General features: G+C 61.9%; 14 protein-coding genes and 1 pseudogene. 7 read left to right on the plus strand and 8 right to left on the minus strand.

Translation table 11 applies throughout. From position 1 onward, the window contains the following. Positions 1–86: 86 nt before the first annotated feature. The 6 genes from secD to G3572_RS10050 all read right to left on the minus strand — a co-directional run bounded on the left by secD (position 87) and on the right by G3572_RS10050 (position 7,601). Complete coding sequence (gene secD, locus G3572_RS10025) at positions 87–2,717, minus strand: protein translocase subunit SecD (RefSeq protein WP_164611371.1); 2,631 nt, start codon at positions 2,715–2,717, stop codon at positions 87–89. A gap of 174 nt (positions 2,718–2,891) precedes the next feature. Further along, the gene (locus G3572_RS10030) at positions 2,892–3,257 is read right to left on the minus strand and encodes a hypothetical protein (protein ID WP_164611373.1); all 366 of its coding nucleotides are present in this window, start codon (positions 3,255–3,257) and stop codon (positions 2,892–2,894) included. A gap of 98 nt (positions 3,258–3,355) precedes the next feature. After that, complete coding sequence (locus G3572_RS10035; RefSeq protein WP_164611375.1) at positions 3,356–4,273, minus strand: calcium/sodium antiporter; 918 nt, start codon at positions 4,271–4,273, stop codon at positions 3,356–3,358. Positions 4,274–4,309: 36 nt separating this feature from the next. Continuing rightward, a complete protein-coding gene (locus G3572_RS10040; protein WP_164611377.1) occupies positions 4,310–4,612 on the minus strand; it encodes a tryptophan synthase subunit beta in 303 nt (100 codons plus the stop codon). A gap of 353 nt (positions 4,613–4,965) precedes the next feature. Further along, on the minus strand, positions 4,966–5,970 hold the full coding sequence (locus G3572_RS22285; protein WP_164611379.1) for a calcium-binding protein: 1,005 nt from the start codon (positions 5,968–5,970) through the stop codon (positions 4,966–4,968). A 212-nt stretch (positions 5,971–6,182) separates the two neighbouring features. Further along, a complete protein-coding gene (locus G3572_RS10050; RefSeq protein ID WP_164611381.1) occupies positions 6,183–7,601 on the minus strand; it encodes a S8 family serine peptidase in 1,419 nt (472 codons plus the stop codon). Between the two features lie 208 nt (positions 7,602–7,809). Here G3572_RS10050 and G3572_RS10055 point away from each other — a divergent pair, with 208 nt between their 5' ends. From G3572_RS10055 to G3572_RS10075, 5 genes are all read left to right on the plus strand, one after another. Continuing rightward, a complete protein-coding gene (locus tag G3572_RS10055; protein WP_205518683.1) occupies positions 7,810–8,316 on the plus strand; it encodes an RNA polymerase sigma factor in 507 nt (168 codons plus the stop codon). An 8-nt stretch (positions 8,317–8,324) separates the two neighbouring features. Continuing rightward, positions 8,325–9,053 carry a zf-HC2 domain-containing protein gene (locus G3572_RS10060; RefSeq protein WP_164611386.1) on the plus strand — a complete coding sequence of 243 codons (729 nt, stop codon included), beginning with the start codon at positions 8,325–8,327 and terminating at the stop codon, positions 9,051–9,053. A 51-nt stretch (positions 9,054–9,104) separates the two neighbouring features. After that, positions 9,105–9,812: a DUF6065 family protein gene (locus G3572_RS10065; RefSeq protein WP_164611388.1), complete on the plus strand. Its 708-nt coding sequence runs from the start codon at positions 9,105–9,107 to the stop codon at positions 9,810–9,812. A 132-nt stretch (positions 9,813–9,944) separates the two neighbouring features. Continuing rightward, a complete protein-coding gene (locus G3572_RS10070) occupies positions 9,945–10,439 on the plus strand; it encodes a hypothetical protein (protein ID WP_164611390.1) in 495 nt (164 codons plus the stop codon). A gap of 341 nt (positions 10,440–10,780) precedes the next feature. Further along, positions 10,781–11,242, plus strand: a complete 462-nt coding sequence (locus G3572_RS10075) for a 3-hydroxyacyl-CoA dehydrogenase family protein (RefSeq protein WP_164611392.1) — start codon at positions 10,781–10,783, stop codon at positions 11,240–11,242. Between the two features lie 25 nt (positions 11,243–11,267). On the opposite strand, the pseudogene G3572_RS10080 reads toward G3572_RS10075, so the two are convergent. Then, positions 11,268–11,360, minus strand: a pseudogene (locus tag G3572_RS10080) (integrase core domain-containing protein); the annotation flags it as partial. Between the two features lie 20 nt (positions 11,361–11,380). Continuing rightward, the gene (locus G3572_RS10085) at positions 11,381–12,187 is read right to left on the minus strand and encodes an efflux RND transporter periplasmic adaptor subunit (RefSeq protein WP_164611394.1); all 807 of its coding nucleotides are present in this window, start codon (positions 12,185–12,187) and stop codon (positions 11,381–11,383) included. 117 nt (positions 12,188–12,304) lie between these two features. Between G3572_RS10085 and G3572_RS10090 the strand changes: the two genes are divergently transcribed. Both G3572_RS10090 and G3572_RS10095 read left to right on the plus strand, forming a co-directional pair. Next, complete coding sequence (locus tag G3572_RS10090; protein ID WP_164611396.1) at positions 12,305–13,330, plus strand: methyltransferase; 1,026 nt, start codon at positions 12,305–12,307, stop codon at positions 13,328–13,330. Further along, complete coding sequence (locus G3572_RS10095; protein ID WP_164611398.1) at positions 13,327–13,887, plus strand: AAA family ATPase; 561 nt, start codon at positions 13,327–13,329, stop codon at positions 13,885–13,887. The genes G3572_RS10090 and G3572_RS10095 overlap by 4 nt, the downstream gene beginning before the upstream one ends. Positions 13,888–14,106: the final 219 nt, after the last annotated feature.

Raw genomic sequence — 14,106 nt, forward strand, 5'->3', positions numbered from 1 at the left:
GGCGCAAAGCGTCTACAAATCTAGGGGCACCTCACTCTTCTGTTGAATTCAGTGGCACCGGCCAGATCAGGCCGGTGCCGATGTCGTCACGCGTCGATGTTGGCGAACTCGTGATCTGCGCCACGCTTGGTCTTTTCAGACCTGTTGATGCCAAGGAACAGCACGATGTTCTTGGCGACGTAGAGCGTGGACCAAGTGCCCAAGATGACCCCCAGCACCATGGCGAAAACGAAGCCACGGATAACATCCCCGCCGAAGACCAAGAGCACGAGCAGGGCGATCAGCGTGGTCGATGCGGTCATCAGCGTGCGGCTAAGCGTTTCGTTGGCCGACACGTTCATCAGGTCGCGCAGCGGCATGGCCTTGTACTTTGCAAAGTTCTCCCGCAGGCGGTCGAAGATCACCACCGTGTCGTTCACCGAATAGCCGAGGATGGTGAGAAGCGCGGCCACGATCGTCAGATCGAACTTCAATCCCAAAGCTGCGAAGACCCCGACCGTGACGACCACGTCATGGACGAGTGCCGCCACTGTGCCTAGCGCGAACTGCCATTCGAACCGCAGCCAGACGTAGATCAGAATGCCCGCCGCCCCTGCGCCGACCGCGGCCAATGCCAGCCAGATCAGTTCCGCCGAAACCTTGGGGCCGACCGACTCCACGGCCGTGAAGGCAACGGCAGGATCGACGGCCTTGATGGCCGCCTCGACCTGCGCCACACTCTCCGGTGACAAGGCTTCTACGCCTTGCTGGGCTTCAATCCGGATGGTCACGACATGCTGATCCGCCCGGAAGGCGGGATCAAAGACCTCGGTGATCGAAATGTCGCCGAGCGACAGATCTGACAGGGCCTCGCGGTAACTGCCAATATCGACGGCTTGAGGCGTTTCTGCCCGGATCGTGGTCCCGCCCTTGAAGTCGATCCCGAAGTTCAGGCCAAGGGTCGCAACCAGAAGAAGGGATGCCACGACCGCCGCCACCGAGACCCCGAAGGTCAGCCATTGGGCGCGGAAGAAATCGATCGTGGTCCTGTCCGGCGCGAGCTTGATGAACCCGTTGAGAGTGATGGTCTTTGGACGTTTCCACCGCATCCATGTCTCGATGATCAGTCGCGTCACATAGACGGCCGTGAACATCGAGGTCAGAATGCCGAGCCCCAGTGTCACCGCAAAGCCCTTCACCGGGCCAGAGCCAACCGCGAACATGATCAGCGCGGTCAAAAGGCCGGTGATGTTACTGTCCATGATCGCGGAAAGCGCTTTTTCGAATCCGACCTCTATGGCGCGGCCCGCGGGACGGCCCTGGCGCAACTCTTCCCGGATGCGCTCGAAGATCAGGACGTTGGCATCGACCGCCATGCCCATTGTCAGCACGATCCCCGCGATCCCCGGCAACGTCAGTGTCGCTCCGATGACGGACAAGGCCGCAAACAACAGCCCCATGTTCAGCGCCAGTGCCATGTTCGCCATAACGCCAAAGCCACCATAGCAGGCAATCATGAACACCACGACAGCCGCCATTCCGATCACCGCGGCGCGTTGGCCGGCCTCGATGCTGTCAGACCCGAGTTCAGGGCCGATGGTGCGTTCTTCAAGGAAGGTCATGCCGGCAGGTAGGGCGCCCGCCCGCAGCAGAACGGCCAGCTCAGTCGTCTTCTCCACAGTGAACTGGCCGGTAATTATGCCGGACCCGCCAGCGATATGGCTCTGGATGACGGGGGCCGAGATCACCTCGCCATCAAGCACGATGGCAAAGGGGGCACCGATGTTTGCCGCCGTATAGTCGCCAAAGGCGCGCGCGCCCGGCGCATCAAAGCGAAAGCTGACCGCTGGCCGGTTATTCTGGTCAAAGGCGGGCTGCGCATCGACAAGGTTTTCGCCGCTGACGACAGGGCTGCGGTCAAGGATGTAGACCACGCCCGGCTCATCCGACGCGGGGAGGACGAGGTCGCCCGGGCTGCCCGCGTCCTCGGCACTGGCTGCGCGGCCAAGGACCGGGTGGAAGGTCAACTGCGCTGTCGTGCCGATCAGTGCCTTCAGTTCGGCGGCTGATCCGAGTCCCGGAACCTGAATCAGGATACGGTCCTCGCCCTGCCGCATGATCGTGGGTTCACGGGTCCCTACCTCGTCCACCCGACGGCGAATGATTTCCAGTGATTGCTGGATCGTGCGCTCATTGGATGCCTGCTGTTCGGCCTCGGACAGACGGATGGTCAGGGTGTCGCGGGCCCCCGAAACCTCGATATCCGATTGCCCGATGCCCGTCATGCTGACGACCGGAGTGGCAAGGGCGCGGAGGGCTGAAAGGGCTGCCGACAGGCCATCAGGGTTGCTGATCGTCACCCGTAACTCGCCGCTGGGCGCATCCAGTCGACGGATTGTGCCCACCTGATCGCGCAAGGCGCGCAAGGAATCGCGGACCCGCGGCCAGAGCACTTCCATCCTCGCGGCATGAACGTCCTCGACATGGACCTCGGCCAGAAGATGGGCGCCGCCGCGCAGGTCAAGACCGAGAGCAACGAGGCTGGAGGGCAGCCAAGAAGGCCAGCCTTCGAGATCGGCCTCGTCCATCGCAGACAAGGCACCAGTTTCGGCAAGGACGGCGGTGGCATCGTTGTGCCGTTCTACAATCGGATAGAAGGCATTGGGTAGGGCGAAGAGGATGCCCCAGAGACAGACGCTCCATATCAGGAGGCGTTTCCAGAGAAGGGTGCGTTGCATAATGTTTCCCTGATCCGGCTGCCCGCCAGATCGGCGCGGCAAGGCTCGGAAATGATGTGATCGCGAAACCGACACGTGCAGCCTTGCCCAACGCGGTAGCCGTTGTGGCGATGGCTTTATGGTCGGGGATGCAAGCGGCGAGCGCGACACGCGCATCGCTGCCGAAACCTTCAATCAGATCTGAGGGGGAGCCCGCGCTTCGGGAACCGTGCAGCAGGTCTTGCCACCCGGTTGATCGACGCTGGTCAATTCCGCCGCAAGCTCAAGTCCGGTCGGGCCATAGACAGCATCGGACACAAGGGGCGGAACATCGGTATCGTTGCTGTGACGATACTCGGCAGATCGGTTTACCTTGCTGGCAGTGGTCAGGGTTGCAGCATGATCCGGTGCCAGAACCGCAGAAAAGCCGTCAAAGGCTGCATGCCGCGGAAAATCGGAAGGTCGCGGTTGCGCGCCGATCCAGACAAGCAGCAGAGACAGGACCATCGTCCAGACAAGGACTGCCTGAAGAAACTTGCCTGAGGAAATGTGCTTGCGCATGACGCGTTCTTGCACCGGCGGTTTAGGGAACACAAGGCCTCCATCCGGCTGCTCATGCGCCGGAAGGAGCCGAGTCTCGTGTCTGGCTGCGCGCCTGCCTAACCTTGGGCTGCCCAGACATAGGCCGCATAGGCCACCAGCAAGATCGCGCCCGTCACCCGGCCGATCTGTGGGCGCATCAACAGCAATGCCGTCAAAGCCATTGAAGCTGTGATCATCACCGGCAGATCAAAGCCAAGGAAGCGATCGGCAACCGGGATTGGCGCGATCAGGGCGGTCACACCAAGGATACCCAGCACGTTGAAAATGTTGGAACCGACGATATTGCCAATGGCTATTTCGGACTGTTTCCGGAACGCGGCGATCAGCGAAGTGGCAAGCTCGGGCAACGACGTGCCAATCGCGACGATGGTCAATCCGATGAAGGCTTCGGAAACGCCGTAGCCGCGCGCGATGTTGACCGCACCATCGACCAGAAACCGCGCGCCGAAGATCAGACCAACCAGACCGACGGCCACCCAAGCCACCGCATGCCAGAGCGGCAGCATCGGCGAGGCGTTCTCTTCGGCCGTGTCGGTTCCTGGCTTCAGATAGGCCCAGACCAGATAGCCGATCAGACCCGCCACCAGAACGAGGCCGGACAAGCGCCCCATCACGCCCATCCAGAAGATCGGGATCAGTATCAGCGTTGCCGCCATCATCACCGCCGTGTCACGGCGCAATGTGTCACCCAGAACAAGGATCGGCCAGACAAGGGCTGACAGACCGACGATCAGCAGGATGTTGCCAATGTTCGACCCGACGATGTTGCCGATAGCTATGTCGGGCACGCCATTCAGCGCCGCATCGACCGAAACGAGCAGTTCCGGCGTCGAGGTGCCAAAGCCTACGACTGTCAACCCGATCAGCAGGGGCGGAATGGCAAGTCTGCGCGCGATGCCCACAGACCCTCGAACCAGGAACTCGCCCCCGAAGAACAGCCCGACCAGTCCGATTAACAGGAAAATCCAGTCCAATTCGACCACCTTGATGATTGTTCAGGCTTGACCGTGTCAACGGCCCTTGTGTTGCCAGACCGCCCATTTGCGGCGCAGGCGAATGATGATGTTGGAGACGAACGGCCGCAGCACAGGCAGGTCTATCGCCAGAATGACCAGTCCGAGCGGAATCATCCAAAGCCCGAAGACGGGCAGGATGGCCAGAAAGCCTCCGCCGATCAGGAGCAGCCCCAAGGGCAGGCGCACGAGGACCCAAGGCCTTCCCTGAAGGATTGCCGCAAAGCGGCCAAGCTGTGGAAAGCGGCGCGTCAGGGCGGCAAGCTGACGGTCAAATCTGCGCGTGTGACGCCCGCTCATGATACGTGGGCGTTGGCGGCAAGAATGAAATCCTGCGCGCTCCGGTCATGTGTTTTCGATGGGGTATGCGATAATGCCAGCGGCATGACGATATGTCCGGGAAAAAGCGACTGCACCTGTCGCCGACCGTAGAACGGCCGATTTCAATTACACTCGATGCAGACCGACATCACAGCACACTGCTGTCAGAGGGGCCCGGACCGCCAATGGAAGATGGAGATGCGGTTCAGCCGATCAAGCTGGCCAGCAAAAAAAATCGCTCAGCGCGGGCTTCAAGGTCTTCAACCGGCTGACCGCAGATGGCAGATCGGGGCGCGGCAAAAACCGCGTCCCGACATCCTGACGGTAAAAAATCAGAAGAACTCGAAGCTCGGGACGTAGTCGAACTTGATGTGGTTGCCGAGATCGAAGGGCTCGGTCACACCGTCAAGGCGCATCGTCTGGGTCCCGAATCCGATGGTTGCGCCCGTGGCGTCAAACGTTACGGCGATATCGGCCAGATCGAGACCCAAGGAAGCGGAGAAGGCGATCTCGTCTCCCTGACCTGCAGAAAAGTCCGTCACACGGTCAAGGTTGCCAAAGACAAACGTGTCGCCGCCCAGACCACCGGTCAGGATGTCGCGGCCAGTCCCGCCGTCAAGCAGGTCATTGCCCTGGCCGCCGTTCAGGCGATCGGTCCCGCCGCCGCCAACCAGACGATCATTGCCTGCCCCTCCGTTCAGCCGATCGTTCCCTGATCCGCCGTCGATACGGTCATTTCCGTCACCGCCATTCACGGTGTCGTTTCCTCCCTTCGAACGGATCGTGTCGTTGCCGGCAAAGCCGCTCATCGTGTTTGCATCAGCGGTGCCCGTGAGAGTGTCATCGGCGGCCGTTCCGTTCAGCTGCGGCTGCGGAAACGGGGACGGCGACGTGACGCCGCCGTTCGGCACCCAGTTGCCGATACCCGAAAAGACGGGCGACGTGCCACCGATCAGCGGGACGTCCGAGATGAGGATCTTCTCGAGCTTGAGACCCGCATAGGCACCGCCCATGCCTGCCGCGGGGCTTTCGGAAATATACATGAAATCCCCGCCATTCTTGGACTGATCGGGATCGACATCGAGGGCGTTTGCCGCCGAAACTCCGAATGTCGTGACCTGGCCTGTGGCTGTGGTCACACTCAGCCCGATGATCGAACCCGCGCCGCCGATAAAGGCGCCGGTAACAGGGTCTATGGCCCCCGGGGCTGCGGTAAGGGTAACGATGTCGGTGGCCGAAAACCAGACACGGCCAATCTCGACCGTGACGTTGGTGCCGTTTTCCTGGAACTGAAGCGCTTCACCGATCTGGTTGCCGCGCAGGGTGATGGTGGTCATTTGTTCAATCCTGCAGTTGGTGCGGTTCAAAGGGATTTTCTTCCCGCTTTTACAACGCTCACCCCCCCAACCTTATTCCGCAAAAACGTCGAAGGACTGCCAGGACATTCTCTTTAGTCATATGCTTGCAGCATGAAGCGCCCTGCCAGCGCAGGGCATCCCGAAAGCCGGTCGCTATCGGAGGTTTTGGCCGCGAAAAGACACGGTGCGGTCTATTTCGCCGGAGCGTCACAAAGACCGGCCAGCGAAAGCACGCCCGCGCCGAACACCTCGTCACTGCCTTCGGCGCCGACATCGCGCGTCAGGCCGCGCAGGGCCTCTATTGCCTCGGCAGGTGTCAACGCCGGATCGCGCGACATCAGGATCGCGGCGGCGGCCGTAGCAAAGGGCGCGGCAAAGGATGTGCCGGTGCGCGGCTTGACGCCCCTAACCGAGGCTGCCGACCAGACCTCGACGCCGGGCGCGGCAACATCGATGTGCGCGCCACGCTGCGCGCGGCGATAGATGCGGTCGGCTCCGTCCACCGCCGTGACGGCCAGCACTGTCTCGGCAGCGGCAGGCCAGGCGGGGGGCGCGGTTGGCCCCGCATTGCCCGCCGCCGCCACCACCAGCATGCCGCCGTCGGCGACGGCTTTCAGCATATCGGTCAGAACGGTGTTCTCGGGGCCGGCAAGCGACAGGTTCGCCAACCGCACTCCGCGCTGCGACAGAAGATCCAGTGCCTGCACCAGATGCGCCACATCCGTCCTCTCATCGCCACCCTCGCGCGAAAAGATGTCGACGGCGATGATGTTTGCTTCGGGCAAAAGTCCCGGCGCCCGCTGCTCTGACCCTGCCAGCAATGCGACAACAGCCGTGCCATGCGTTTCACCGGACGGGGCCAGGTCGGCTGCCGCAACCCGCACAAGCTCTACCTGCGCGGCGGACAGGCCGGCGTGATCGACGTTCACGCTGGTGTCGATCAGGCCGATGTCCAGTGCCGCCCGACAGTCCGGCGAGCGGGCACCGGGCCAGCCAATCTGGTCCAATGTGCGGCAATTCAGATGGTTGCAGGGCGCAGGGGTAACCGGCGCGACCGAGGCCGCGGGTGCGGCAGCAGGGGTAACAGACTGGCCGGACCGGTAGTAATGGTTGAAATCCGCATTACGCCCACTGGCCCGCGTCCTGACTCGGTCGCGGGCATCTTCCAGAGTATTGCCTGCTGGTACGCGCAGACGGTACAACACTGGCCCGTTTCGTGTGATTGCAAGGTTTTCGATCACCACGAAACCCTCGGCCTGCAACGCGGCCAGATCAACTTCGGTCAGACCGGAAACTACGATTTCACCTTCGGCGCGGACGGGCAGGTTTGCGGGCGCAGCGGCAACCGGTGCGCGCCGGCTGCCCGGTGCGGGGGCAGACCGGGATGTGCGGCCGGGTGAAGCGCTTGGTTCCCGATCGGGCCTTTGATCTGCGCCATCGTTATCGTCATCCCGATCATCGTCGTCATCCCCATCGTCGTCATCATCATCGTCGTCGTCCTGGGCATAGGCCGGGTCTGCAAACAGGCTGCCGGGCAATACCCGGCTGTGCTCAAGCGCTGCAAGAAGGGCCAGAGCGAACAGGAGGGCAGGAAGATGGGTGCGGGTCATGGTGGTCTTTCGTCGCTTGTGGGGCAGATAACGCGTCGTCCGTTACCTGCAAGTGAACGTTCCGACCCACCGACCTATTCCGCGGGTTGTTCATAGCATCGAAAAAAAACACGCGGACGGGACAAGAAAAACCTGCTCGTCTTCGCTCTGTGACGGAATAAATGCCCGGCAAGGTCGTTGTTGCAGCAGAAAGCCAATGGAGGCCTGCGTGTCAAATCAGTTCCAGCGCGATCTTGTGGCACTTGTGCCGAAGCTACGCCGCTTCGCGTTCAGCCTGACGTGCAATGCGGCTGACGGGGATGATCTTGTGCAGTCGGCCTGCGAAAAGGCTCTGCGTAACCGGGACCAGTTCCAGGCCGGGTCGCGGCTGGACAGCTGGATGTACCGCATCGTGCAGACGGCCTGGCTAGATGACATGCGCAAGCGCAAGGTGCGCGGCCCGTCCGTGGATCCGGACGACATCGAGCTTGGTGATGAGGGCAGGGGGGCGAGTCTCCCCGAAGATCGCATGATGCTTGCCAGTGTCACCACGGCAATGGCGAGCCTGCCCGATCCGCAGCGCGTGGTGCTGTCGCTGGTTGCAATCGAAGGCTTGAGCTACAAGGAGGCGGCCGATGTTCTGGAAGTGCCGGTCGGCACCGTGATGAGCCGCCTTTCCCGCGCCCGTGAGGCGCTGCTGCCTCATTTGGGTATAAGTCGTGGAGGACGGCAATGAGGACCGTGATGGACAAGGATCATCTAGCCGCTTTTGCAGATGGTGAATTGTCGCCCGAAGAGGCGGCCAAGGTCGTCATGCATCTGGCTGACAACCCCCAGGACCAGGCCTATGTCGACGAGCTTTATGCAGCGAACGAGGCCTTGGCGCGGGCCTTTTCTGCCCCGCTGCAGGAACCCGTGCCGGAGGCCATCCGTGAAGCAATCATGGGGAAAGCAGCTACGAATGTGGTTTTCTTTCGCCCGAAGCCGAAGCTTGCACTTGCGCTGGGTGGGCTTGCGGCATCGGTTGCCGTCGCTGCTGTGCTGCTGACGGGTCTTTCGGGTGGTCCGCAGTCCACCGGCATCGCGCTTGGCCCGCTGGCCGCCATAGATCCGGTTGCAGGGGTTCTGAATACCGGCGTCTCGGGGGCGCTGGTCCAGTTGCCCGACGGGCGCACAAGCATGGTCTTGGCCACTTTCGGGATGCCCGACGGGCGCTATTGCCGCGAGTTCGAAGTGGTCGATATCGCCGGAGGGCGCGTCGATTATGCAGTGGGATGCCGCGCCGGTGAGACCTGGACGATCGAGGCCACGATTGCCGAAGCAGCAGTCGAAGATCTCGGGCAAGGTTTTGTCACGGCAAGCGGGGATGAGGCCAATCTTCTTACGCAGTTTCTGGAACGTGGCGGTGCGCCCGTCATGCTTGACGCTGCCGCCGAGGCCGATGTGATCAGCAAGGGCTGGTCAGACCGCTAGATCGTTTAGCCCACCAGAATGTCTGTCTGCACGAAATCGAGGAGCCTTCCGATGCTGCGCAGAAAACCTGCACCCACAATCCGATTTACCTGCCAGCCGGACGACATTGGCGTCATCGCCCCTCCGGTCCCGGCCAAGGCCTATGTCCCCGATTGGTTCCGCAAGTTGCCCGCCGTGGACGAAACTGTGCTGTCCGCCACCAACACCGGCCTGACCATCAAGCGGTGCATGCCGTTTCTGGATGCGATGACCACCGGCTGGATCATTCCGCTGGCAGCAACTGTCCGGCTGGACATTCTGGATAACGGAAGCACGGTCGAGGCGGGCTGGGATTTTGACCGCACGATGGTAAGCAACCACGGCATGCATCAGGTCCGCGGCAACCCGTGGTCCGGAAAGCCGCCGATGAAGTTTCACAACTATTGGTCCATCGAGACACCTCCCGGATGGAGTTGCCTGTTCATCAACCCCCTGAACCGACCCAATGGCGTGTTCGAGGTGCTGGCGGGCATCGTCGATACGGACACCTACCGTGCGCCTGTGCATTTCCCGTTTTTCGCCACGGGGTCCGATGGGCTGCACATCATCGAAAAGGGATCGCCGATGGTGCAGGTGATCCCATTCCGTCGCGACAGCAGCGAGATTGCAGCCGAGATTCGGGCCGAGAGGCCAGAAGAGCGCGCCGAGCGCGAGAAAGTGTTGCGCAACACATCCTCCACCGAAGGCTGGTACCGCACCGAGGCCCGTGCCAGCCGCTGATCGCGCATTTCCCTCCGGAAAAACCCATGACCTTGAGCCGTTTGCCCAAGGTCATGGGTTTTGTCGTCTTCGGGTGAGGGAGACCGGGGACACCAAGCATAAAGCCGGTCCTTTTCAGGACCGGCTTTCGCTTTGCCTGAGACCGCGTTTCAGTCGTCGGAGTTGGAACTGCTGTTGGAAGAGGAGTTCGACGAGGAATTCGAACTGGAGTTGGAGCTCGAATTCGAGGAACTGTTGGAGCTGCTGTTAGAGCTGCTGTTGGACGAACTGTTCGAATTCGAGTTGCTGTTCGAGTTGGAGGAACTGTTCGAGTTGGAGTTCGAGGAACTGTTCGAGTTGCTGTTCGAGTTGGAACTTCCGCGGTGGTCATGTTTGCCGCGCTTTGCCTTCTTCGACTTGAACTTCACCTCGAACAGATTTTCGGCTTGGGCGGTGGTTCCGGTAAGCCAGCCCATCAGGCCCTTGCCCTTGGTATCGCCTGCCTCGGCGGCGGGCACGAAGGCGGTGGCGGCCAGAACGGCGGCGGTCAGGATCGTCTTGAACATCTGCATATCTCCTCGTGGTTTTGAAGAAGCCTCTTTGTCTTCCCCAGAACAACGCACGTGGCAGCCTTCTATTCCGTACTGATTTCTGTCAGCAGCATGTCACCCCGAGCGAAGCCGGAAACCTCTGCCTCCGGCCGGTCCGAAGTCGGGGGCCGGATCAGGTTGGGCCAAAGTCCACCTCAAACTGGATCAGGCGCAGGGGGCAATGTCAGCACGAGACTGCACCCGAAGTCGCGAGGATGACGAAAGAGAGTCGCCCATATGAAAGCCTCGGTGCGCGCGTGATCGCTGCACGACAGCCTATCAAGACGTAGTGATCCTGCGCCTGTGTGCCTTCCCGCCGCGGCGCGCGTACCTGCGGCACAGCAAATCAGTGAACGCGGCATAGACCAACCCTGACACTTTCTCGGCCGCCGTGGCACCATGGGGGCGGGCATTGCCACTGCGCTGTTGTTGTTGGGGTCGCAGGTCCATCTGATCGAGCGCACTGCCGACATCGCCGCTGCTGCGCTTGACGCTGACACGCTCGCTGTCAGCGTCAAGCGCGGGGCGATTGCGCCGGAGAAGGCCGATACGGCCCTCTCGCGCCTGACCGCCGGCGATGACTACGCAACTTTGGCTGATTGCCCTTTGGTGATCGAAGCCGTGTTTGAGGATATGACCGTCAAGCAGCAGGTCTTTGCCCGGCTGGACGAGGTGATGCCCCCAGACGCGGTGCCGGCCAGCAACACCTCGTATCTTGATGTGAACGTGTTGGCCGCGCAGACCCGCGATCCCTCGCGTATTCTGGGCCTGCACTTCTTTGCCTCTGCGATGGGCCTGTTTGGTCTGACCCTTAACACTGGACGCACGAAAGGCAGAGTCTTCCGGATTCATGCAGGGTGACGCGGGCTGGTGAAGGGGCGTGCTTTCATAAGCTAATCGGGACCTTCTTGCCGGTCGCGCTATGTGGCCGTTCGTCATTGTAGTCTCTGCGCCAAGCCTTTGACTTTTCGGCCGCATCGGTTCAACACTGGCCAAGCGTCAATTTTCGGGGAAAACCACCGTGCAGCGGTGGCCTCCCGGCAGGGCAAGGTCCGGGTTGGACAATTCCAGCTGCAACCCGAATGTGCCGCTGGCCGCATCGAACACCGGGTCGACGGAGATGACCCGCGCGTCATGCACGCCGCCCACCGGCGCCGCCGGCTGGACCTGTGCCGTGTCGCCGATCCGGACGGTGCCAAAAAGGCTGACGGGCAAAAACACCTCGACATGCAGCGGATCCAACCGGGCCACCTTGGCAACGTGGTCACGCGTATCGACATACTCCCCGGCAAACCTGCCAAGCTCAATCACCACGCCGTCCAGCGGGCTGCGGATCACACGCTGGCGCAATACGATTTCGGCCCGCGCCGCTTCGAGTTCGGCAATCTCGCGGTTGATTTCGGCCTGCACCAAAAGGCTTTCCGCCGCCAAACGCTCTGCCTCGATCATCTCCAGCGCCTCTTCCGTCACGACCGCCCGCTCTCGCAGGGCGCGCGCGCGCTCCAGCCGGCGGTCATACATGGCGACCTGCTTTTTCTGGGTATCTATCAGACGGGTCGAAGCCGCGCGGGTGCGCAGGATGTCGATAGAAGATTCCTCGAGTGTCGATTCCAGTCGCCCGATCTGGTCGCCCTTGCGCACCTTGTCCCCGCGGCGAACCGACATGGTTTCGAGGATTCCGGTCGCGGTTGTTCCGACCGACACGATTTCGGCGGGGTCCATCAGACAATCATGCGCCTGCTGCGCCCCTGCTGCCGAGGCAGCCAGACAGGCTGCGAGCACCGCTGTGGTGGCACGGAAAGTCATGGCATCTCCGGTCTGGCCTGTGGGGAAAGCAAACGCTAAGTGACTACACAGGTCAAGCGACAGCTTGCAAAGCGGTGTGCAGCGGTCCAGTTTTGGCTCTCAATCAGGGAGCTTTCGATGTCCGATGCCGATGGAGCATCCCCCAGCGAAACCGAATTGACCCGGCGGATGACCGAAGATTTGCCCGTCATGGTGGCTCTGCGTGCAGCGATTGACCGCGGCGACATGCGTGCGCTGCTGGACGGCAGGCTCGCCGCACCAGCGGGTGATCTGGCTCTTTCGGTGCTGCGCGGGGCGGGCGTGGTGGCGCAAGGTGATGGGCAGCACTGGCGCTTGACCCCGGAAGCGGCGGACTTGTGGCGGCGGGACGGCCCCGCGCTTGAAGCGCGGCTACGCTTCGGGCTGATGGCAGCGGCTGACCTGATCCTGCATGGAGAGGCGCTGTTCTCCGACGACCGGAGTTTCTTCGGGCGCGCGGCGACTTACGGTTTCTTCCGTTACGCACGCGCCCTTGGCAGCGGAGCAGCGCAGATCGAGGATACCGAACCTTGGGTGCGCTATGTCGCGGCGCTGAACCAGACCGAAGCGCCGGAGCTTGCGCCTCTGGTGCCTTTGGCCGGGTGTCGGCGGCTGCTGGAGATTGGCGGTAACGTCGGGGGGTTTGCACTGGCATTGCTGGAGCTGCATCCCGGCTTGCAGGCCGCGGTCCTGGATTTGCCTGCTGTCTGCCATATCGGGACGCGGGCAAGCGCCACGCATCCGGCCGCAGCGCGGCTGAAGTTTGTGCCGGGCGATATCCGGTCGGACGACTGGCCATTGATTGGCGATGGCAAGCCGGACGCCATCATCTTCAAATCCGTCCTGCATGACTGGGATCTTGCGCGCGTGCCGGAAATCCTGACCCGCGCCGCACGTCATCTGGCCCCCGGTGGACGGATCATCATCATTGAACGCGGACCGTTGCAGGCCGAGCCCCTCATCAGCGGGCTGTCTGCAGCTACGAACCTGGTGTTCGCACCGTTCTACCGTGCTCCGGCCGTTTACGCCGATCTTCTGGCAGGGCTTGGCCTTGTGCCCTTGCCCCCGCAAAGCACCGTGCTCGACATGACGTTTCACATCATCGGCGCGGAGAAGCCGGCATGAGCGGCCCCGTCATCGCGCTCTGCGGCTTTCCCGGTTCCGGCAAGACCACGCTTGCGCGCAGGCTGGCGCAGCGGCTGGGCGCGGGGTTGGTCGAATATGACCGCTTCGAGACTTTCACCCGCCGTCCTTTGCCCGAAGTGCTGGACTGGCTGGCCGCAGGTGCGCCCTATGCCCAGTTGCAAGCGCCGGGGCTGGAGGAGGCGCTGCGGCTTGCAGCGCGGGGCGGCGCGGTGGTGTTCGATACGCCCCTTGGGCGCGCCCATCCGCAGACCGGCGGGCTGATTGACCGCTGTTTCTGGCTTGATTGCCCCGCCGATCTGGCTCTGGCCCGAAAAGTGGCACAACTCTCTCGCGAGGTGCCGGATGCAGACTCGGCACGATTCGTGGAGTGGTTGTCGGGCTATCTTGCGCTTTATCCGACCATCACGCGGCCCGCCTGCCATGTGCAGATCGAGCGCGTTGTTCCGCTATGTGATATGACAATCGACGGAACGGCGGGAATTGATACGATTTTGGAAACGCTCGTTGCAAAATGCGATTTTCTGAAGGGTGCATAACGCCCCTGATTCGTCATGGAACATACTTTAGTCAGATTGCAAGACTTGATTTAGGATAGTTTTGCCCCCTAGAGTTGCCAAATACTCATGCTCTGATCTGGTTTTCGTCTTCTTGAAAGTTCATGCCGGCACCGCGGAGAGCTTTTTCCCGGTGTCGGGAAATTTTCTTCGCGAGGTTCGTCCATGTCGCCAGTTTCCGTAAGCCCCGGATCAGGGACC

It is taken from the genome of Pseudotabrizicola algicola (assembly GCF_010915705.1).
Taxonomy (GTDB): domain Bacteria; phylum Pseudomonadota; class Alphaproteobacteria; order Rhodobacterales; family Rhodobacteraceae; genus Pseudotabrizicola; species Pseudotabrizicola algicola.